The organism is Nonomuraea pusilla, from assembly GCF_900109355.1.
Lineage (GTDB): Bacteria > Actinomycetota > Actinomycetes > Streptosporangiales > Streptosporangiaceae > Nonomuraea > Nonomuraea pusilla.
The window spans coordinates 95,628-115,686 of sequence record NZ_FOBF01000013.1; the positions used below are offsets into that span (position 1 = coordinate 95,628).

Genomic DNA, 20,059 nt, shown 5'->3' on the forward strand with positions numbered 1-20,059 from the left:
TCGAGCGGACGCGGCGCGGCTCATGAGGAAACGGGGGTGCGCCAGGAGCGCAGCCGGTGTTGCATGACCAGATGATCGACGAACCGCTGGAACGACTCCGCGCCGCCGCACGGCGCACCCGTGAACTGGCGCTGAACCGGGCGGCCACCGGCCTGGGCCACGAGGACGCCGACGACGAGGTCGGCACGTTCGGCACCGACGACGCCCTCGGGTTCGACCCGTTCCCCCTGCTCGAAGCCCTCCACCGCCACGGGGCCCGGGCGGTGGTGATCGGGCAGGTCGCCGGCATCATGCACGGATCCGCAGAACTGACCGGCGATCTGGACCTGCTCTGGGACGGCGCCCCGGCCCACGCCCCGGCGCTGGCGGCTGCCTTCGCCGCCGTCGGCGCCCGGCTCGGCGACGAGACGGGCGCGCCCCTGGCGACGCGCCCCGGCTCCTTTCTCCGCCCCAAGGTGCGGTTCACCTCACCCGGGGCCGGCGGCGACTGCTGCACCCCGGCGCTCCCCTGGGGCGGCCTTCACGTCCAGGGGTGCCTCGACCGCGCGATCACCACGGTCGACGCGGGCGGGCTGGAGGTCCGCTACGTCTCCCGTGAAGACCTGATCCGGATGCGCCGCGCCCTCGGCCGTCCCAAGGACCTCCGCCGCGCAGCCGAACTGGAGGCGTCAAAGCAGCGTCGCCCGGGTTCTCAGGCGTCGGAGGACACGTCGGCGAAGTAGGCGCGCAGCAGCCTGCGGCCCTGCTCGATCATGACGGGGTCCCCCTCGGGGGAGGCCGCGAAGGAGAGCTGCAGAGCGGCGGCCGCGGACTGGATGGCCAGTCGCATGACGCGGTAGGGGTGGGGCAACGGCGGCAGCCCGGCCTCGTCGAGGGCGAAGTGGTAGAGCCGCTCGGCCAGGACGTCCCCGCCCTCCTTCACCTCGCCCGGCGGCAGGAACGTCTGCCCGCCGGGCCGGGTGTCGGCGAAGTCGACCACGGTGTAGCCGGGGACGGTCCTGCGCATCTCGACGGTCTCGGCCAGCACGAGTTCGGCCGCCCGCGGCCAGGTGAGCGCGTCTTCCTCGGCGACCCGGCGGCGTAGCCGCACCAGCAGCAGGTCCAGGTTGCGCAGCGCCAGCTCGCGCAGCATGCCGGGCTTGCCGTCGAAGAACTGGTAGATGGTGCCGCTCGGCACTCCGGCGCGCCTGGCGACGTCGACGGTGGTCAGCGCGTCGAGGCCCACCTCGTCCAGAAGGGCGGTGCAGGCCTCGAGGATCCGCTCGACCCGCTCGATGCTGCGCTTCTGGACCGGCCGCCGCCGGACGCCTGGATTGCCCACGAACCAGTCTTAACATAACACCCTGTCATGTTCTAACGTGTCACCCACTCATGTTTCTCTCGAAGGAAACACATGGCCGAGGTGCGCACCACGCCCGTGACACGGGTTTCCGCCGGCTGGATGACACTGCTGGCGCTGGCCCAGATGGGCGTCATCATGGCGATGACGGTCGGCAACCAGATCCTGCTGCCCTCCCACGTCGCGCGGATCGACCCGGCGCACAAGGAGGCGTCGCTGGCCGCCGTGTTCGCGGTCGGCGCCGTCTGTACGATAATCGCGAACCCGCTGTTCGGCGCCATGTCCGACCGGACGCGGTCCCGGTTCGGCCGGCGCCGCCCCTGGATCGTGGGAGGCGCGCTGGCCTGCGCCGCGTCCCTGACGTTCCTCGCCTGGCAGGAGTCGCTGGCCGGGCTGGTCGCCGGCTGGGCGGTCGCCCAGCTGGCCTTCACCGCCGCCCTGGCCGCCGCCATCGCCACCGTGCCCGACCAGGTGCCGATCGGCCAGCGCGGCAGGGTGTCCGCGCTGGCGGGCGTGGGCCAGCTCACCGGCCCGCTCCTGGGCGGGGTGGTGGCGACCGTCCTGCTGACCGGGGCCAAGGCCGGGTTCCTCGCCATGGCCGCGCTGATCCTGCTGCTCGTCCTGCCCTTCGGGCTGTTCACCCGCGAACCCGCCGAACCTCCTGACGCCGCCACGGAGCCGGCCGCGCCGCTCGGCGCACAGGCCTTCCTGCGCGGCCTGTGGGTGAGCCCGCGCAGGCATCCCGACTTCGCCTGGGCCTGGACGAGCCGGCTCCTGATCACCCTCACGCTCGCGATGGCGATCGGCTACCTGCAGTACTACCTGAGGGACGCGGTCCACTACGAGCGGCTGTTCCCCGGTTCGGCCGTCGAGCAGGGCGTGGTCGTCCTCGTGGCGGTGTTCACGCTGAGCAGCGTCGTGCCGACCCTGGCGGCGGGCTGGCTGTCCGACCGGCACGGCAGCCGCAGGCCCGCCGTCTTCGCCGGCGGCCTCACGATGGCCGCCTCCGGGCTGGTGCTGACGTTCCTGACGTCCTGGACCGCCGCCGTCGCGGCGTCCGTGCTCCTCGGCGCGGGCTACGGCATGTTCGCCGCCGTCGACCAGGCGATGGTCACCCAGTTGCTGCCCGCCGACGCCGACCGGGCCAAGGACCTCGGCATCGTGAGCCTGTCCAACTCGGCGTCCAACACGCTCGGCCCGGTGATCGCCGCACCGCTGGTCACCTCGGCCGGCGGTTATCCGCTCATGTACGGCGTGGCGGCCGGCTTCGCCACGCTCGGTGCCTGCCTGATCTGGAGGATCCGCGGTGTCCGTTGAAGACGCGGGTGTCGCCCGCCCGTACGACCAGGGGGCGTGGTGGCGGGACGCGGTCGTCTACCAGATCTATCCGCGCAGCTTCGCCGACGCGAACGGCGACGGCGAGGGGGACCTGCCCGGCGTGCTGTCCCGGCTCGGCCACCTGGCCGACCTGGGTGTGGACGCGATCTGGCTGAGCCCGTTCTATCCCTCGCCGCTGGCGGACGGCGGCTACGACGTGGCCGACCACTGCGACGTCGACCCCCGGTACGGCACGCTGGCCGACTTCGACGCGCTCGTGGCGGGGGCCGCGGCGAAGAACATCAAGGTGATCGTCGACATCGTCCCCAACCACTGCTCGGCCGAGCATCCGTGGTTCCGCGCCGCGCTGGCGGCCGGTCCCGGCAGCCCGGAGCGGGAGCGGTTCGTCTTCAGGGACGAGCCCAACAACTGGCGGTCGGTGTTCGGCGGCCCGGCCTGGACCCAGGTCGCCGACGGGCAGTGGTACCTGCACCTGTTCGACGCCGCCCAGCCCGACTGGAACTGGCGGCACCCCGACGTGGTCGCCCTGTTCGAGCGGGTGCTGCGGTTCTGGCTGGAGCGGGGCGTGGCCGGGTTCCGGATCGACGTGGCCAACATGCTGTTCAAGCAGGACGGCCTGCCCGACGTCGTCCCCGGCAGCCAGGGCGGCCCGCTCACCCCGGGCCTGGCGGCCGTGCCCTACGAGCACCAGCCGGAGCTGCTGGAGCTCTACCGGTCCTGGCGGAAGATCCTCGGCTCCTTCCCCGGTGACCGGGGCACCGTGGCGGAGATGTGGTTCGACGCCGACCAGGCCAGGCCCTACCTGGCGGGAGACGGGCTGGCCCAGCTGTTCAACTTCCGGCTGATGCCGGCTCCCTGGTCGGCGGAGGAGTTCCGCGCGGTCGTCGACGAGTCGTACCGGCTGGCCCGCGAGACGGGCGGGTCGATCCCCTGGGTGCTGGGCAACCACGACGTGCCGCGCATGGTGACCAGGTACGGCGTCGACCAGGACCTGGTCCACGCGCCGACCCCGGAGGTGCTGCTGGGCAGGGTGGACGTGGACGTCGAGCTGGGCACCAGGCGGGCCCGCGCGGCCGCGCTGCTGCTGCTCGCCCTGCCCGGCGGGGCGTACGTCTACCAGGGGGACGAGCTGGGCCTGCCGGAACATCTCGCCATCCCGGACGAGGCCCGGCAGGACCCGATGTTCGAGCGCACGCTGCGCACGTTCATGGGGAGGGACGGCTGCCGGGTGCCGCTCCCCTGGTCCGGCACGATCGCGCCGTACGGCTTCAGCGCCGCCCGGGACTCCCGGCACGCCAGGGAGACGTGGCTCCCCCAGCCCGGCGACTGGGCGGGACTCACCGTGGCCGCGCAGCGGGCGGACCCCGACTCGACGCTGAACCTCTACCGGGCCGCGCTCGCCATCCGGCGTGAACATCCCGCGCTCGGCGACGGCGACCTGACCTGGCTGGACGCGCCCCCCGGCGTGCTGGCCCTCGCCCGCGACCCCGGTTTCACGCTGATGGTGAACTTCGGTCCCGAGCCGGTGCCGCTCAGCCCGCACCACGAGGTGCTGCTCGCCAGCGGGCCGCTCGAGGGCCGCCTGCTTCCGCCCGACACCGGAGTGTGGCTGTCGTGATCGTCCACGATGAACCCGGGTTGTGGCTGCTCACCACCCCTTCCAGCGCGTACGTCGTGCGGCTCGGGCAGGACGGCGCGCCGCGCTGCGCGCACTGGGGGCCGCCGCTCACCCTCGACCAGGCCCGCGCGCTGCCCTCCGGACGGGAGGAGCTGCCGGGCGAGGGCGGCGAACGGTTCGGCGTGGCGAGCCTGCAGGTCAGGTACGGCGACGGCGTGCGCGGCGTCGAGTGGCGGCACCTCGGCCACGACCTCGCCACCCTCGGCGGCGGCGACGACACGGGCGGACAGCTGACGATCAGGATGGCCGACCGGCACTACCCGCTGGAGATCGGCCTGCACTACCGGGTCAGGCCCGGCAGCGACGCGATCGACCGCTGGACGACCCTGCGCAACACGGGCGACGAGCCGATCACGATCCTGCGCTGCGACTCGGCGGCCTGGACGGTTCCGCAGCGCGAGGACTACCGGCTCACCCACGTCACCGGCGGGTGGGGCGCCGAGTTCCAGCTCCGGCGAACCGCGCCGGCGGAGGCCGAGACCGTGCTGACCAGCAGGCGCGGGCACAGCGGCCACCACGCCAACCCGTGGGTGATGCTCGACGCGGGTGACGCGACCGAGGACCACGGCGAGGTGTGGAGCGCGGCGCTGGCCTGGAGCGGAAGCTGGCGCGTCACGGTCGAACGCGATCAGGAGGGCCGGGCGGGCTGGAGCGGCGGGTTCGGGCACGAGGGCGTGACCTGGCGGCTCGGACCGGGCGAAGCCCTGGAGACGCCCGCGTTCACCGGGGTCTACTCGCCGGAGGGGTTCGGCGGGGTCAGTCACCGCTGGCACGACCACGTCCGCCGCCACGTGCTGCCCGCGCCCGGCCGGGTCCGGCCGGTGGTGTTCAACTCGTGGGAGGCGACCGAGTTCGACATCTCCCAGGCGCAGCAGATGGAGCTGGCCGAACTGGCCGCCGGCATCGGGGTCGAGCTGTTCGTGGTGGACGACGGCTGGTTCGGCGGCCGTACGGGCGAGACGGCCGGCCTGGGCGACTGGTGGCCGAACCCCGAGCGCTTCCCCGGCGGCCTCACCCCGCTGGTCGAGCACGTCAAGCGGCTCGGCATGGAGTTCGGCCTGTGGGTGGAGCCGGAGTCGGTCAACCCGGACAGCGCGCTCTACCGGGCGCACCCGGAGTGGGTGCTGCGCCAGCCGAACCGGTCCCCGACGCAGGTGCGCGACCAGCTCCTGCTCGACTTCTCACGGGACGACGTCGCCGCATGGGCGTACGACCGGCTCGACGAGCTGGTGACCGGCGACGACGTCGCGTTCCTGAAGTGGGACATGAACCGGCCGGTCACCGAGGCCGGCGACGAGGTGTGGGTGCCGTACATCCGGAACGTGTACGCCGTGATCGACCGGCTGCGCGCCGCCCATCCGCACCTGGTGATCGAGGGCTGCGCGAGCGGCGGAGGCCGCGCCGACCTCGGCATGCTCGCCCGCACCGACCAGATCTGGACCTCCGACAACACCGACGCCGCCCAGCGGATCGCGATCCAGCACGGCTACGGCCAGATCTACCCCGCCTGCACGATGGGCGCCTGGGTGACCGACAGCCCGAACGCGATCACCGGCAGGCCGACCCCGCTCGCCTTCCGCTTCCACGTCGCGATGGCGGGAGCGCTCGGCATCGGCGGCGACCTGCGGCGGTGGAGCCCGGCCGACCTGGAGCAGGCGAGCCACCTGGTGAAGCAGTACAAGGAGATCCGTCCGATCGTTCACGGCGGCCGGGCCGACCGCCTCGCCGACTGGGCCGTGCAGTACACCCTCGGCGCGGACGTCGTGGTGCTCTCCTGGCGGCCGACGACGCTGGTCCGCGCGACCGCCCCCGTACGGCTCAAGGGCCTGGACGGGGAGGGCCGCTACCGCGACCACGACACCGGGGAGATCCACCACGGCGCCCTGCTGATGAGCCACGGCCTGCCCCGGCCGTGGCCGTTCGAGGCCACCAGCGAACTGAAGAGGCTGACCCGTGTCGGATAGCCCGCTTCCCGAGTACCCGCGGCCCCAGCTCGTCCGCGACAGCTATCTCAACCTCAACGGCCGCTGGCAGTACGCCATCGCCGACGGCGTCCCCGCGACGTACGACGGCGAGATCGTCGTGCCGTACTCGCCGGAGGCGCCGCTGTCCGGGGTGAACCGGCAGCTCCTCCCCGGGCAGACCCTCTGGTACCGGCGCTCCTTCGACCTGCCGGGCGACTTCGCAGGCGGCCGGGTGATCCTGCACTTCGGCGCGGTCGACCAGACCTGCCGGGTGTGGGTGAACGACGTCGAGGTCGGCGGGCACACCGGCGGCTACCTGCCGTTCTCGTTCGACGTCACCGGCGCGCTGCGCCCGTCAGGGAACACCCTCGTCCTGGCCGTCCAGGACGACACCGGGAACGGGTCGCGGGGCAAACAGCGGCTGCGGCGCGGCGGCATCTGGTACACGGCGCAGTCGGGCATCTGGCAGACGGTCTGGGCCGAGCGCGTGCCCGACGTCCACGTCGAACGGCTCACCCTGACCCCGCTGCCGGCCGACTCGTGCGTGGAGGTGACGGTCCACGCGTCCAGGGGCGAGGCGCGGATCGAGATCTCGGCCGACGGCTCCGTGGTCGCGCGCGCCACGGCGCCCGCGGGGCGGCCGGTCCGCGTCCCCCTTCCCGAGGCGCGCGCCTGGAGCCCCGAGGACCCCTTCCTGTACGACGTCGCCGTGTCGCTCGGCACGGACCGGGTACGCGGCTACTTCGGCATGCGTTCCTTCTCCGTCGGGCCCGACGCGGACGGCGTCCCCCGGCTGCTGCTGAACGGCCGGCCGTACTTCCACGCGGGCGTGCTCGACCAGGGCTACTGGCCGGACGGCCTCTACACCCCGCCCAGCGACGAGGCGATGGTCCACGACATCGCCACCATGAAACGGCTCGGCTTCACGATGCTGCGCAAGCACATCAAGATCGAGCCGCTGCGCTGGTACCACCACTGCGACCGGCTCGGCATGCTGGTCTGGCAGGACATGGTCAACGGCGGCGAGCCGTACCGCCCCTGGGTGGTCACCGCGCCCGCGGTCCTGCCCCTCATGCGGCTGGACGACCGCAGGCACCGCCGGTTCGGCCGGGCCGGCGCGGCGGGCCGTGCGGACTTCGAGGCCGAGCTGCGCGCCACGGTCGAGCACCTGCGCAACGTGGTGAGCCTGGCGGTGTGGGTGCCGTTCAACGAGGGCTGGGGCCAGTTCGACGCCGCGCGGATCGCCGCCGAGCTGGCCCGGCTCGACCCGACCCGTACGGTGGACCACGCCAGCGGCTGGCACGACCAGCGGGCGGGCGACCTGCGGAGCCTGCACGTCTACTTCCGCCGGTTCCGCCCGCCCCGCCCCGACGGACGGGTGCTCGTGCTGTCCGAGTACGGCGGCCACAGCCTGCGGGTCGAGGGCCACACCTGGGGCGAGAAGGAGTTCGGCTACCGCCGCCACCGCACGGCGGACGCGCTCGGCCAGGCGTTCGCCCGGCTGCACGAGGAGCAGATCATCCCGGCCATCGCGCGCGGGTTGAGCGCGACCGTCTACACGCAGCTGTCCGACGTGGAGGACGAGATCAACGGCCTGCTCACCTACGACCGGGCGGTGCTCAAGCTCCCCGAGGACCTCGTACGTTCGATCACGGAAAGGCTCAGGCTCGCATGACCACGCACGAGCGGGAGATCACCGAGCCCGTCGACCTCTGCCTGCCCGACGGGCGGCTCAACACCGAGGCGGTCGGCTGGACGCGGCGGCCGCTGCACCGGGGCAACCTGCGCGGCTGGGGACGGCGCAAGCGGTGGGAGTACTGGGGCGTCGTCACCCCGCGCCACATCATCGGCCTGGTCGCGTCGTCGCTCGACTACGCGGCGGTGAACGGGGTGTACGTGCTCGACCGGGACACCCGGGTCGAGACCGCCAAGGACGTCGTGGTGCCGCTGGCCCGAGGCGCCGTCTTCCCCGACCGCAGCGGCGCCGGGACGGCGTCCGTACGGGGCGGCGGCCTGACGATCGACATCGACCAGGGCGTCTCCGGCACCGTGATCCGGGCCGTCGCGCCCGGCATCGAGCTCGACCTGGAGGTGCCGCTGCCGGAGGGCCACGAGTCGCTCGGCGTGGTGGTGCCGTGGGGGCCGAACCGGTTCCAGTACACCGTCAAGGACGTCGGCCGCCCGGCGCGCGGCCGGCTGCGGCTCGGATCGAGCGAGTTCGGTTTCGAGGAGACGGACTCGTTCGCCGTGCTCGACCACGGCCGGGGCAAGTGGCCGTACTCCGTGACGTGGAACTGGGCGGCCGGCGGCGGGCCCGGCCGGGCGATCCAGCTCGGCGGCAGGTGGACCGACGGCACCGGTTCGACGGAGAACGCCCTGTTCGTCGACGGTCGCCTGCACAAGATCGGCGACGAGCTGGAGTGGTCGTACGACCGTACCGACTGGCTGCGGCCCTGGCGGATCACCGGCGCGCGGGTGGAGGTGACGTTCCACCCGTTCCACGAGAAGGTGGCCCGCACCGAGCTGGGACTGGTGGGCAACGAGACCCACCAGTGCTTCGGCCGCTTCTCGGGGCGGGCACGGGCCGACGACGGCGCCTGGGTGGACCTCGACGGCCTCACCGGCTGGGCCGAGGAGGCCCGCAACCGCTGGTAGCCCGCGCCCGTCCGCCCCACGTCACCCCAGGATGATCGTGAGGTCGAATGTCCCCTGGTGGGCGATGCGGAGGGCGTGGAAGCGGCGGGCGCCGTCGCGGAAGTAACGCACGCTGCCCGCCGCGAGGGTCGCCTGCAGCGGGACGCCCCAGCGGAAGCGGATCGTGGTGCCGCCCCTGCGGAGGTCGAAGCCGTCGGCGGTGGCGGCGGTCGAGCCGCCGAACGCGGGCTCGGTGCCGTCGGTGAAGGTGAGGACGTCCCCGGGCTGGAGGACGAGGGGGATCTGCTCGGTGGCGGCGGCGTTCGCCGTGACGGTGCGCCGGATCGTCCGGCGGGTGACCAGGACGTCCGTGGTGACGTTCGCGTTGCCGTAGCGGATGCCGAAGGCGGCGGGGGCCGGGCCGCCGGTCCACTCCGTGCCGCCGGGCGCGCCGCGGAAGTAGGCGGCGGGCAGGGAGCCGTTGGAGTCGGGCGCCTGACCGGGGAAGACGGTGGACCAGCAGGCGTGGTTGTTGTCGTTGAGCCCGCAGATGACCGTGCCCGCCACCGGGTGCCAGAGGAAGGTCAGGCCGGTGCGGCTGCGGGAGGCGCGGGCGCCGAAGTAGCCGCCCAGGTAGAGGCCGGGCTTGCGGACGTACAGGAAGTCCTGGCCCCTGTCCCTGCGCAGCTCGACGAAGTCCTGCGAGCGCAGGTAGGGCAGGTCCGCGATGGCGGCGGCCCGCTGCCGCCTGCCGGGGAACCCTTCGCCGTCGAGGCCGTGGGTGAGGATGCGCGGCGAGGTGTCCTGCTTGGCGAGCGGCGGCACCGGGTCGGGGGACGCCGCCCAGGCGGCGCGGGCCTCGGCCAGGTCCTCGGCGGCGGTCATGAACGCCGACAGCAGCGGCACCTGCCGGGTGAACGTCCAGTTGAGCGCGGTCCTGTCGGGGTCGGGCCTGACCTCGTCGTACCAGCGGGCGCTGGTGCGGGTGGAGGGGGCGACGTTGACCATGTACCCGGAGCCGTCGGGCTCGCGCAGCAGGTTGTAGGACAGGAAGCCGGTGAGGGCGCGGGCCATCTCCACCAGGTGCGGGTCCGGGGTGTGGTGGTAGGCGTCGGCCAGCTCGGGGAGCATGACCTCGAAGTTGTAGTTCATGTCGTGGCCGCCCTCCTCGTGGAAGAAGCCGGCGGGGCTGACGCCGGTCGCGGCCATCCGGGCGAACGCCTCCGTCAGGCGCGTGGCGAGGACGGGGTCGGGGTCGTGCCTGAGCGCGAACGCGGCCCCGGCCAGGCCGGAGGCGGTCTGGTTGGCGTAGTGGAGCGGGTCCTGCCAGACGGTGCGATTGCCGGGGTCGAGGAACCAGGTCATGGCCGTGCGCAAGGCGGTGGTCAGCTGGGCCTGCCTCTCCGGCAGCACCCCGGCCGAGCGCAGGATCCGCAGGGTCTTGGCCAGGTAGCCGAGCCCGAACCCGGTCGGCGCCAGGCCGTGCTCGTCGCGGCTGTACTCAGGGAAGGAACCGTCGGAGTGCTGGAGCGACAGGTAGTGGCCGAGCGCCGCGTCCAGCGCGGCCAGCAGGCTCGTGTCCCCGGCGTACGGGTTCCACGGGCGGGCGTTGGCGTGGAACCAGGCCAGCGTGAAGACGTGCTCCTGCACGCGCGCGTTGAACGCCGCCGCCGGCTTGCGCCACCAGCCACCGGCGAAGAACCCGCTGTCGTCCATGTCGTTGACCATGGGCGCGAGGGTGACGAGGTACGGCGCGAAGCGCTGCTCGTGGGGGGCGAACAGGGCGCGGTTCAGCGGCGGCGCCGGCGCCAGGCGGGCGATCGCGGCGGATGCGGCGCCGGAGACGAGCAGGGGGGCGGACGCCGGCAGCAGGGCGGCGGCGCGGAGCAGGGTGCGGCGGGAAAGCATGATCAACCTTTCGGAGGGGGTGGGCCACAGGCGCCGGACAGCCGGGTGAGCGCCTGTGACCGGGAGGGGGATCACGAAGGGTTTCGAATGAGCGGTTCGAACAGTGCGGGAACGTGAAGGCGGCGGCGCGTCGTCCGAGGGCTCGACCAGGTGGGGAGTCACCTCCTCCCGCGTAGGGGGGCCAGCGTCGATCCCTCGACCAGCTCGCACGCCAGCAGTTCCTGCGGGGTTCCGCCGCGCTCCAGCACCTGGGTGAGCAGCTCGACGGCCCTGCGGCCCATCTCCCGGCGGGGGATGCGGAACCCGGCGAAGTCGATGTCGGTCGGCACCGGCCTGGTGGGCGCGCCCAGCGCGACGACGGACAGGTCGCCCGGCACATCCAGGCCGCGCGCCCGGGCGGCCTCGGCGACGGCCACGCCGTCGGCCGGTTCCTCGGCGAACACCACGCTCGCACCGGAGCCGAACAGCCTGTCCGCGTCCTGCGCGCCCGCCGGACGCAGCCCTTCGCCCCCGGTCGCGGCCACGGCCTCGGTGAAGCCGCGCAGCCGGTCGGCGTAGGACTCCGCGCCCTCCCCCGCTCCGACGTAGGCCATCCGCCGGTGCCCGAGCGCCGCCGCCCGCTCGACCAGCGCACGCACCGCCGACGGGTAGTCCGCCCCGACATACGGCACGGGGCCGCCCGCGTCGTCCCGGCGGCCGACCGAGACGAACGGAATGCCCTCGGACAGCAGCCTGGACAGGTCCTCCCGGTCGATGGTCCGGCCGAGCAGGACGCATCCGTCGGCCAGGCGGATCCGGCTCTCGGAGCTGAAGATCCGCCGCCGCTCCCCCCGCTCCACCTTGGCGCTGGTGAACAGCAGCAGGTCGCAGCCCGTCTCCTCCGCGCACTCCTCAATGCCGACCAGGAACGGGTGGTAGAAATCAGCAGTTTCGGTGGGGAAGACGGCTTCGTAGGTGAACACGCCGTAGATGCGGTTGCGCCGTTCGGCCAGCCGCCGCGCCGCCGGGTCGGCCACGTACCCGGTCTCCCTGATCACCTGGAGCACCCGCTCGCGGGTCTCGGGCGAGATCCGCACCCCGCCCTCGGCCCTCCCGTTGAGCACCAGCGACACCGTCGTCTGGCTCACTCCGGCCATGCGCGCGATGTCCTGCTGGGTCAGACGCCGCCCTGGAGCAGTCACGGTACGTATCACCCGCCACCTGATAATGCGCATTAGTGCGGTCATTCTGAAACCGGGCACAACGGGGCGTCAAGAGGTAATCGCTGAAGTAATTCGTATTAGCAAGATCGGCACGCCCTGGCATCGACGGCCCGGCGCACAGGGCGCGCAGCCCTACCGAACCGCGCATCGTTCCGTTCGAGATCGGGTTCGAGATCGGGTTCGGGTTCGGGAAGAATGGGCGGTGTGCAGGGCTGGCTGCTTGATTTCGCCGAGTACGTCCGCGAGCTGTTACCCGAGGAGCTCGCCGAGCCGTTCATCGCCCTGGCTCGTCCGGCCATCCGGCTGTCGGTCACGGAGAAGGGCGAGAACGTCGTCGGCCGGCTGGGCGGCCTGCCGCGACTGCCCGAGGGGGTGTCGTGGCCGCGCGCCGGCGATGGCGGTCCCGCGATGCGCTTCCTTGCCGAACTGGACTGCGCGGCGCTCGCGGCCTACGAGCCGGACATCGACCTGCCCGCTGAGGGCACGCTGTTGTTCTTCACCACCTGGGACTGCACGGCCGCGCGGGTGATCCCGCTGCCTCCCGGCGCCGTACGCGTCGCCGAGCGCGAGGTGCCCGTCCGCGGGGAGGCGCGGGTGTTCCCCGAGGCGCCGCTCACCGCGGTCACCGAGCCGAGCTGGCCGGATCCCGGCCATCCCGCTGTGCTGGACGCCTTCGGGAGTCTGGACGCGGCCAGGGAACTGGTGTGGGACCGCGTGGTGCACCTCGACGACGAGGACGAAGACAGCGGGGACGAAGACAGTGGGGACGGCGGCGAGACGTTCGCCTGGGAGCTCGAGTTGTACGGCGAACGGCGCAAGAGGCGTGGGCCGCGGCACCAGGTCGGCGGCTACTCCGACGCCCTGCAGCCGCCGGTCGGAACCGCGGCCGCGTCCGCGGCCGGGCTGGACCCGAAGGATCCGGGCTTCGCGGCGGAGGCGTCCCAGTGGGTCAACCTGCTCCAGCTCGACGAGGACAACGGGATGATCTTCGGAGACGGGGCCGTCCTGATCTTCGGCATCCGCCGTGACCGGCTCGCCGCTCGCGACTTCAGCCAGATCTTCCCCTACGTCCAGGGACACTGAGCCGGAAACCCGAGAACCGGCGTCCACAGGCCCGGATGTTCGTTGCCGTCCAACCGGAGCTCTCCAGCGCCGTGCGGCGCCCTGGGAGACGCTCCCTGCTGTGGATGCCCGCGACGGGCCCTCCGGACCGCCCGCCGCACGCCCGGTAGGATGCCCGGTCATGGCTTGTCGTATCTCTGAACTGATCATCCCCTGCCAGGATCCGCACCGGCTCGCGGCGTTCTGGTGCGAGGTTCTGGACTTCATCGTCCTCGACACCGAGGACGACGGCGCGGTCGAGATCGGGCCGCGGGAAGGGTTCGGCGGGCTGCAGCCGACTCTGATCTTCAGCCCCACCACCGAGCCCAAGACGGGCAGGCTGCGGCTGCACTTCGACGTCAACGCCACCGACCGCGACCAGGACGCCGAACTCGAACGCCTCCTGAAGCTCGGGGCGCGTCCGGCCGACGTGGGCCAGACCGGTGACGAGCCCTGGCACGTCCTTGAGGACCCCGAAGGCAACGAATTCTGCCTCCTGCGGGCCCGCCTGAGCTGAGCACCGGCCCGGCACGCCGGGTTCAGCCCCTGAGGGAGCTGACGGAGGAACGACGCCTTCCGCCATCCCCGAAGCCGACGGCCATCACGGGAGCGGCACGTCACCAGAGGTCCCCTCTCGCCGCGCGGCGCCCGCGCGGCAAGAGCGCGGTCGGTGCGGTGACCAGCGTGATGGCCGGCGTCGGCGACGCCGCGTTGCCGGACTCTCACGAGCGGAGCCTCGCCGGTCCGGGCCATCCCCTTCCCCGCCGTGCGCGGCCCGCCGCCGGCTGCCGGTGGACTCCGGCCCCGAGACCCGGCCGGCTCCGGAGCCCGGAGGAGGACGGCCGCCTCGCCGATCTGACGTGACCCCGCAGACGGTGGGCTGCGGCGGAGCGCCGTCCCGCACGCGCTGCGGCGCCGGGGGCGTGCCGGAGGGATGCGGCTGCGTGGGAGGGGGCGGCGGGCAGGCGCCCTGCTCCTACAGTAGATGCTTGTGCTTTATGGCAGATCTGCGGAAATCGGCGTGCTCGACGAGGTGATCTCGCGGGCTCGCGAGGGCTCCGGCGGCGCGGTGGTGCTGCGCGGTGAGGCGGGAACCGGCAAGACCACCCTGCTCGACGCGGCGGCCGAGCGAGCCGGGGCCTCCGGGCGCAGCGAGGCCGCCGGGCGCGGCGAGGCCCGCGGGCGCGGCGAGGCGGCCGGGGGCGGCGGGGTGATGCGGGTGTTGCGGACCACCGGCGTCGAGTCCGAGTCGGACCTCGCGTTCGCGGCGCTGCACCAGCTGCTGTGGCCGGTGACCGGCTCGCTCGACGCGCTGCCGGAGCCGCAGCGCGACGCCGTGAGCGCGGCCCTCGGTCTCGCCGCGGGCGGCGCCGGCGACCGGTTCCTGCTGGGCGCCGGCGTGCTCTCGCTGCTGGCCGAGGCCGCGGCGCCGGACGGGCTCGTCTGCGTGGTCGACGACTTCCAGTGGGTCGACCGGGCCTCGGCCGACGCGCTGCTGTTCGCCGCCAGGCGGCTGGGCACCGAACGGATCGCGATGCTGCTCGCCGTGCGCGGGGACGCTCAGGTCAAGGGCGTGCCGCTGACGGTGGACGTACGCGGGCTTCCCGAGTCCGCGGCGGCCGAGTTGCTGGAGTCCCGCCACGGTGCGGTGCCCGCCCGCGTGCGGCGGGAACTCGTCACGCTGACCGGCGCGAACCCGCTCGCGCTGGGCGAGATATCCGCCCGGCTGACGCCCGCGCAGCTCTCCGGGCGCGAACCGCTGCCCGACCCGCTGCCCGGCGGCGCCCGGCTCTTCGGCGACCGCGTGGCCGCGCTGTCCTCGCGGGCCCGGCTGGTCGCCCTGGTCGCTGCTGCCGAGGCCGACCTCGACCTGGTCCTGCGGGCCGCCGACCGGCTGTTCGCCGAGCCAACGGTACGGACCGGCGAGAACGCCGGGGCCGCGCGGGGGGCGTTGGGCGAGCTGGAGGGGACCGCGCGGGAGGCGTTGGGCGAGCTGGAGGGGGCCGGGCTGGCCGGGGTGTCGGGCACGGGCGTGCGCTTCCGTCATCCGCTCATCCGGTCCGCGGTGCACGAGGCGGCCGCCCCCGCCGACGTCCGCCGGGTGCACGCCGTCCTGGCGGAGCTGACCGAGGGCGACCGCCGTGCCTGGCACCTGGCCGGGGCCGCCCTGGGTCAGGACGAGCACGTCGCCGCCGCGCTGGTGGCCGCCGCGGAGCGGGCGCGCGACCGCGGCGGGTACGGCGCCGCCACCACGGCCCTGGCCAGGGCCGCCGAGCTGACCCCCGAGCCGCGCGCCCGTGCCGCGCGCCTGAAGGACGCCGCCGTCGCGGCCTGGCTCGGCGGGCGCCCAGGACAGGCGGAGTCGCTGCTGGCCGAGGCGCGCGAACGGGCCGGCGGGGACGTCGCGCTCGCCATGGAGATCGCCCAGCTCCGAGGCCGGTTCGAGCTGAACGCGGGCAACGCGGCCGAGGCCGTGAGGATCCTGGCGGCGGGCGACAGCCTGGACATGCTGGCCGACGCCGTGGAGGCGGCCTCGTACGTCGGCGACACGGCGACCATCGTCGAGCTCGGCAGGCGGGCGGCGGCGCACCCCGAGGGTTTCCTGCGGGACACGGTGGCCGGGATCGGCCTGACCCTGGACGGCGACGCCTCCGGGCCGGGGCTGCTGCGGCGGGCGCTCGCACGGGCGGGCGAGCTGGAGGACGCGGCGGGGTACCTGTGGGCGACGGCCGCGGCCAGCGCCCTGGGCGAGCCGGATCTGGCCGCCGAGCTGGCCGGGCGGGCCGGGCGGGTGGCCAGGGTGTCGGGGATGGCCGGGCAGCTGCCCGTCGTCCTGGAGTTCGTGGCGACCGCCGAGCGCATCGCCGGCCGGCTGGCGGGCAGCCAGGCCGTCTCGGAGGAGGGCCTGGCGCTGGCGCGGGAGGCCGGGTACGAGAACACCGTGGCCGCGCACCTGGCCAACCTGGCGGTGCTGGCGGCGTTGCGCGGCGAGGAGGAGCCCTGCGAACGGCAGGCCCGCGAGGCGCTGGCCATCGCCGTCCCCCACCGGGTGGGGTTGCGCGCCGGGGTGGCCGCGTACGCGCTGGCGATGCTGGACCTGTGCCTGGGCCGCCACGCGGCGGCGCGCGACCGCTTCACGGCCGTCGCGGCGGCGGGGGCGGGCGCCGGGCATCCGATCGTGGTGTGGCGGATGGCGCCGGACCACGTCGAGGCCGCCGTGGGCGCGGGCGACGAGGCGGGCGCGCGGGCGGCGCTGGAGGCGTACGAGCGGTGGTCGGCGCACGCCGCGACGCCCGAGTCGCACGCGCTGCTGGCCCGCTGCCGGGCGCTGGTGGACTCGTCCGAGGACGCGTTCGGCGAGGCGCTGCGGCTGCACACCAACCCGTTCGAGGCGGCCAGGACGGCTCTGCTGCTGGGCGAGCGGCTGCGCCGCGGGCAGCGGCCGGGCGAGGCGCGGGCGCATCTGCGGATGGCGTGGGAGACGTTCGAGCGGGCGGGCGCGCGGCCGTGGGCGCGGCGGGCGCAGGGCGAGCTGCGGGCGGCGGGCGAGAGCGGGCAGGCCCCGCCCGCGGCCGTGCTCGACGCGCTGACCCCGCAGGAGCTGCGCATCGCGAGCCTGGTCGCCGACGGGTTGTCGAGCAAGCAGATCGCGGCCCAGCTCTTCCTGAGCCCGCGCACGGTCGAGTACCACCTGTACAAGATCTATCCGAAGCTGGGCATCGGCTCCCGTACGGAACTGGCGCGGCTAGTAGTTCTACAGAAGGCGCCGGTAGCAGGCGACGGCATGCTGTGAGGCATGCAGAACGTGACCATCTGGAGTGAGGAGTTCGGCGCCGAGACGGACGCGCCGATCCTGTTGATCATGGGTTCGATGTCGCAGGGCGTCCTGTGGCCGGACGAGTTCGTCGGCCGCCTGACCGCCGGAGGCCGCCGGGTGATCCGGTACGACCACCGCGACACCGGCAGGTCGGGCACCGTCGACTTCGCGGCCGACCCGTACACCTGGGAGGACATCAAGGACGACGTCTACCGCGTGATGGACGCGCACGGGCTGGAGAGCGCGCACCTGGTCTGCCACTCGGCGGGCGGGCTGCTCGGCCAGTTCGTCGCCGTGGAGCGGCCGGAGCGGGTGCGCTCGCTGACCGTCATCGGCTCCTCGCCGCTCGGCGGCCGCGAAGGCGAGGTGATCATGCGGGCCCTGACCGGGCAGCCGCAGCCGGAGGGCAGCCTGCCGGAGCCGACGCCGGAGTTCGTGGACTTCTACCGCGCGCTGATGGCCGCGCCGCCGCCGCAGGACCGGCGCGCGCTGATCGACGGCATGATCGCCGAACAGCGGCTGCTGCACGGCACGGGGCTGCCGTTCGACGAGGACGCGGCGCGCCGGCTGCAGGAGCGGATCCACGACCGGGCCCGCGACCTGTCGGCGGTGGCCAACCACCGGCTGGCCGCCATGGCCAAGCCCGACTTCGAGCCGGTGGACGTGCTGCACCAGGTGAAGGCCCCCACGCTGGTCATCGAGGGCAGCCACGAGCCGGCGAAGCCGGGCCATGGCGCGATCATCGCCGAACGGATCCCGGGTGCGCGGCTGATGATCGTGGCGGGCATGGGCCACACGCTGCCGCCGGAGGTGCACGAGGAACTGGCCGCCGCCGTCCTCGCGCACACGGCCGGGTGACGTGCGGCCCTGGTCCGGGCATGACCCGGCGCTTGCTCAGCGCAGCTCGCCGGTGATGATCCACAGGTGGCCGAACGGGTCGCGGACGCGGCCCGAGCGCTTGCCGTAGGGCCGGTTCTCGATGGGCACGACCACCTCGGCGCCGTGGGAGATCATGCGGTCGCCGAGTGCGTCCGGATCGTCGACCTCGATCTCGAGGAGCACCGCGGAGCCGCCGAGATCATCAGGTGACAGCCACCCCCACGACGAGACAGCCGGCGAGACCCGGAAGAACGCGCCGCCGACGCGGTGATCGACGACGGAGGGCCGGCCGTCGTCGGTCAGCGGGGCGCGGAACACCTGCTCGGCGCCGAGGGCGGCCTGGTAGAACGCGGACGCGCGGTCCGGGTCGGGCACGATCAGGCGGGGAGCGATCTGGATGTTGAGCGTCATCCCCCCATCGTGGGGGCCGGGATCAGGCGGGGTCTTGAACATTTGGGAACCGGCCGCGCCCGCGTCGGCCCTCGCCCGGACGCGCGCTCCTCGTCCGCATCGGTCGCCGGCGGCGGGCGCCTACGCGGCCAGACCCTCCTCGCGCAGCCACTCGGTGGGCGTGCATCCGGCCATGGCCCGCCACTCCCGGGTGAGGTGCGCCTGGTCGGCGAATCCCGAGGCCGCGGCCACGGCCGCCAGACCGGCCCTCTTCGCGGAGGCGGCGGCCACCAGCCTGCCCCTCGCGGCCTGGAAACGGAGGAGCCGCTGGTACTCCTTCGGCGTCACCCCCAAGGCGGTGCGGACCAGGCCGCTCAGGCGACGCCGGGAGCACCCCAGCAGCCGGGCCGCCTCCTGCACCCGGTCGGTCGCGGACAGCGCCGCCAGCGTGGCGCGCAGTTCGTGGCCGCCGGCCTGCTCCTCGTGCCGGGCCAGGCCGGCGAGCAGGGCGCGTTCGACGACGGCGCGGCGTTGCGGCCAGGACCGGCAGGCGGCCAGGCGCTCCGGCAGGTCCGCCATCGCCGGGACCACGTCGGCGAGATCGGCGACGTGCCCGGCCAGCGCCGACGCCGGGATCCCCAGCAGCGCCGCGGCGCCCGAGGGGTTGAGCGTCAGCCACACCCCGCGCGTGCCGCCCTGCTGCCGCAGCTCGGCCGCGTCCAGGTGAAGTCCGGCGACGACCGCGCGGAACCGGTCGGGCGAGCCGGGCCGGCCGGGCCAGGCGATCTCCAGGGAGTCCTCCTCCGGGATCGTGATCGACAGCGTGGTGGAGGGCAGGCCACGATGAACGCCGGCCGGGCTCCGCCCGAGATCGTAGGGGCTCAGCGTCGCCACGAACGGCTCCAGAGCCGCGGACGTCCGCTGATCAGGCACGATGGTCACCCTGCCACGGTACGGCGTCGGGGCGGCGCGACCGACGTCCCGCGGGGTGCCGGCCGATGATCACTACCTGGTCTCCCGGCGGAGCGCTCGGCCGGTGGGAGTGGGGCGGCGCAGCGCGTCAGCGGGCGGCGGACGGCCGCCAGCCGTGGACGAGGATGTCGAAGATGGTCTCGACGGCGGCCTGGAGGTCGTGCCGGCCGCGGGCGAGGGCGGGGATCTCCAGGACGTAGCGGGCGAGCGCGGCGCAGGCGAGGTCGTCGCGGTCGGCGCCGACCTCGTCGGCGATGGCCGCGGCGAGGGCGTGGGCGTGGCGGGTCCACATGTGCTCGGCGTAGGCGCGCAGTTCGGGCGTGGAGTCGACCAGGTGGGTGAACCCGGCCCGCTGGGGGTGGGTCTCGATCGGCAGCCAGGTGTCGAGGATGTGCCGGCGGAGGGCGTCGGGGATGCTCTGGCCGGACGCGCGCTGCCGGACCGCGGCGACGAGGCCCGCCTCGCGGTCCTGCTCCTGGTCGAACACCAGCGCTTCCTTGCCGGTGAAGTGCTTGAACACCGTGGTGGTCGACACGTCCGCCGCATCGGCGATGTCGCGGATGCTCACCTGGTCGTAGCCCCGCTCGAGGAAGAGCCGCAGGGCCGCGTCGGCGATCGCTTGCCGGGTGGCCGCCTTCTTGCGTTCGCGGCGGCCGACGGGAGACACGGTCATGGGTGAAGCATATCTGAAAGCTGCACGATGCACATCGTGCTACCAGTTGCTTAGTTGACTCGTTGCACTTTTGTACCTAGTCTCCTTTCGGCAGGAGGCCCCGGGCCGGCAGCACGGCCCTGCCCGCCGCGTGCCTCGCCTCTCCCCCGATCAGAAGGAACAGC

At 73.7% G+C, this 20,059-nt stretch carries 16 protein-coding genes; 10 read left to right on the top strand and 6 right to left on the bottom strand.

Translation table 11 applies throughout. The annotated features are described in order from the left end of the window. Positions 1-71: 71 nt before the first annotated feature. The gene (locus tag BMX74_RS25615; protein ID WP_055502130.1) at positions 72-722 is read left to right on the top strand and encodes a hypothetical protein; all 651 of its coding nucleotides are present in this window, start codon (positions 72-74) and stop codon (positions 720-722) included. Here BMX74_RS25615 and BMX74_RS25620 read toward each other — a convergent pair. Next, positions 692-1,321 (bottom strand): TetR/AcrR family transcriptional regulator, encoded by a 630-nt coding sequence (locus BMX74_RS25620; RefSeq protein WP_055502131.1) that lies wholly within the window; start codon positions 1,319-1,321, stop codon positions 692-694. The genes BMX74_RS25615 and BMX74_RS25620 overlap by 31 nt on opposite strands. Positions 1,322-1,393: 72 nt before the next feature. On the opposite strand from BMX74_RS25620, the gene BMX74_RS25625 reads away from it, so the two are divergent. The 5 genes from BMX74_RS25625 to BMX74_RS25645 are packed head-to-tail and all read left to right on the top strand — an operon-like array spanning position 1,394 to position 8,974. Further along, a complete protein-coding gene (locus tag BMX74_RS25625) occupies positions 1,394-2,656 on the top strand; it encodes an MFS transporter (protein ID WP_055502132.1) in 1,263 nt (420 codons plus the stop codon). After that, on the top strand, positions 2,646-4,295 hold the full coding sequence (locus tag BMX74_RS25630; protein ID WP_055502133.1) for a glycoside hydrolase family 13 protein: 1,650 nt from the start codon (positions 2,646-2,648) through the stop codon (positions 4,293-4,295). Before BMX74_RS25625 ends, BMX74_RS25630 begins: the two co-directional genes overlap by 11 nt. Next, a complete protein-coding gene (locus BMX74_RS25635) occupies positions 4,292-6,319 on the top strand; it encodes an alpha-galactosidase (protein ID WP_201784467.1) in 2,028 nt (675 codons plus the stop codon). The genes BMX74_RS25630 and BMX74_RS25635 overlap by 4 nt, the downstream gene beginning before the upstream one ends. Continuing rightward, complete coding sequence (locus BMX74_RS25640; RefSeq protein ID WP_055502135.1) at positions 6,309-7,994, top strand: glycoside hydrolase family 2 protein; 1,686 nt, start codon at positions 6,309-6,311, stop codon at positions 7,992-7,994. The genes BMX74_RS25635 and BMX74_RS25640 overlap by 11 nt, the downstream gene beginning before the upstream one ends. Continuing rightward, complete coding sequence (locus BMX74_RS25645; RefSeq protein ID WP_055502136.1) at positions 7,991-8,974, top strand: DUF2804 domain-containing protein; 984 nt, start codon at positions 7,991-7,993, stop codon at positions 8,972-8,974. The genes BMX74_RS25640 and BMX74_RS25645 overlap by 4 nt, the downstream gene beginning before the upstream one ends. Before the next feature lie 21 nt (positions 8,975-8,995). Here BMX74_RS25645 and BMX74_RS25650 read toward each other — a convergent pair whose 3' ends face one another. Next, complete coding sequence (locus BMX74_RS25650; RefSeq protein ID WP_218154051.1) at positions 8,996-10,861, bottom strand: hypothetical protein; 1,866 nt, start codon at positions 10,859-10,861, stop codon at positions 8,996-8,998. Positions 10,862-11,019: 158 nt separating this feature from the next. Then, on the bottom strand, positions 11,020-12,042 hold the full coding sequence (locus tag BMX74_RS25655; RefSeq protein WP_218154052.1) for a LacI family DNA-binding transcriptional regulator: 1,023 nt from the start codon (positions 12,040-12,042) through the stop codon (positions 11,020-11,022). Between the two features lie 225 nt (positions 12,043-12,267). Between BMX74_RS25655 and BMX74_RS25660 the strand changes: the two genes are divergently transcribed. From BMX74_RS25660 to BMX74_RS25675, 4 genes are all read left to right on the top strand, one after another. Then, complete coding sequence (locus tag BMX74_RS25660; RefSeq protein WP_177227515.1) at positions 12,268-13,146, top strand: DUF1963 domain-containing protein; 879 nt, start codon at positions 12,268-12,270, stop codon at positions 13,144-13,146. 160 nt (positions 13,147-13,306) lie between these two features. Further along, positions 13,307-13,681: a VOC family protein gene (locus BMX74_RS25665; RefSeq protein WP_055502140.1), complete on the top strand. Its 375-nt coding sequence runs from the start codon at positions 13,307-13,309 to the stop codon at positions 13,679-13,681. Between the two features lie 468 nt (positions 13,682-14,149). After that, positions 14,150-16,957 carry a helix-turn-helix transcriptional regulator gene (locus BMX74_RS25670; RefSeq protein WP_256257260.1) on the top strand — a complete coding sequence of 936 codons (2,808 nt, stop codon included), beginning with the start codon at positions 14,150-14,152 and terminating at the stop codon, positions 16,955-16,957. Between the two features lie 3 nt (positions 16,958-16,960). Then, positions 16,961-17,839 carry an alpha/beta fold hydrolase gene (locus BMX74_RS25675; RefSeq protein WP_055502142.1) on the top strand — a complete coding sequence of 293 codons (879 nt, stop codon included), beginning with the start codon at positions 16,961-16,963 and terminating at the stop codon, positions 17,837-17,839. 36 nt (positions 17,840-17,875) lie between these two features. Here BMX74_RS25675 and BMX74_RS25680 read toward each other — a convergent pair whose 3' ends face one another. From BMX74_RS25680 to BMX74_RS25690, 3 genes are all read right to left on the bottom strand, one after another. Beyond that, positions 17,876-18,271 carry a VOC family protein gene (locus BMX74_RS25680; protein ID WP_091103285.1) on the bottom strand — a complete coding sequence of 132 codons (396 nt, stop codon included), beginning with the start codon at positions 18,269-18,271 and terminating at the stop codon, positions 17,876-17,878. A gap of 120 nt (positions 18,272-18,391) precedes the next feature. Continuing rightward, complete coding sequence (locus tag BMX74_RS25685; RefSeq protein ID WP_236714616.1) at positions 18,392-19,192, bottom strand: helix-turn-helix domain-containing protein; 801 nt, start codon at positions 19,190-19,192, stop codon at positions 18,392-18,394. 118 nt (positions 19,193-19,310) lie between these two features. Beyond that, positions 19,311-19,895, bottom strand: a complete 585-nt coding sequence (locus tag BMX74_RS25690; RefSeq protein WP_091103287.1) for a TetR/AcrR family transcriptional regulator — start codon at positions 19,893-19,895, stop codon at positions 19,311-19,313. Positions 19,896-20,059: the final 164 nt, after the last annotated feature.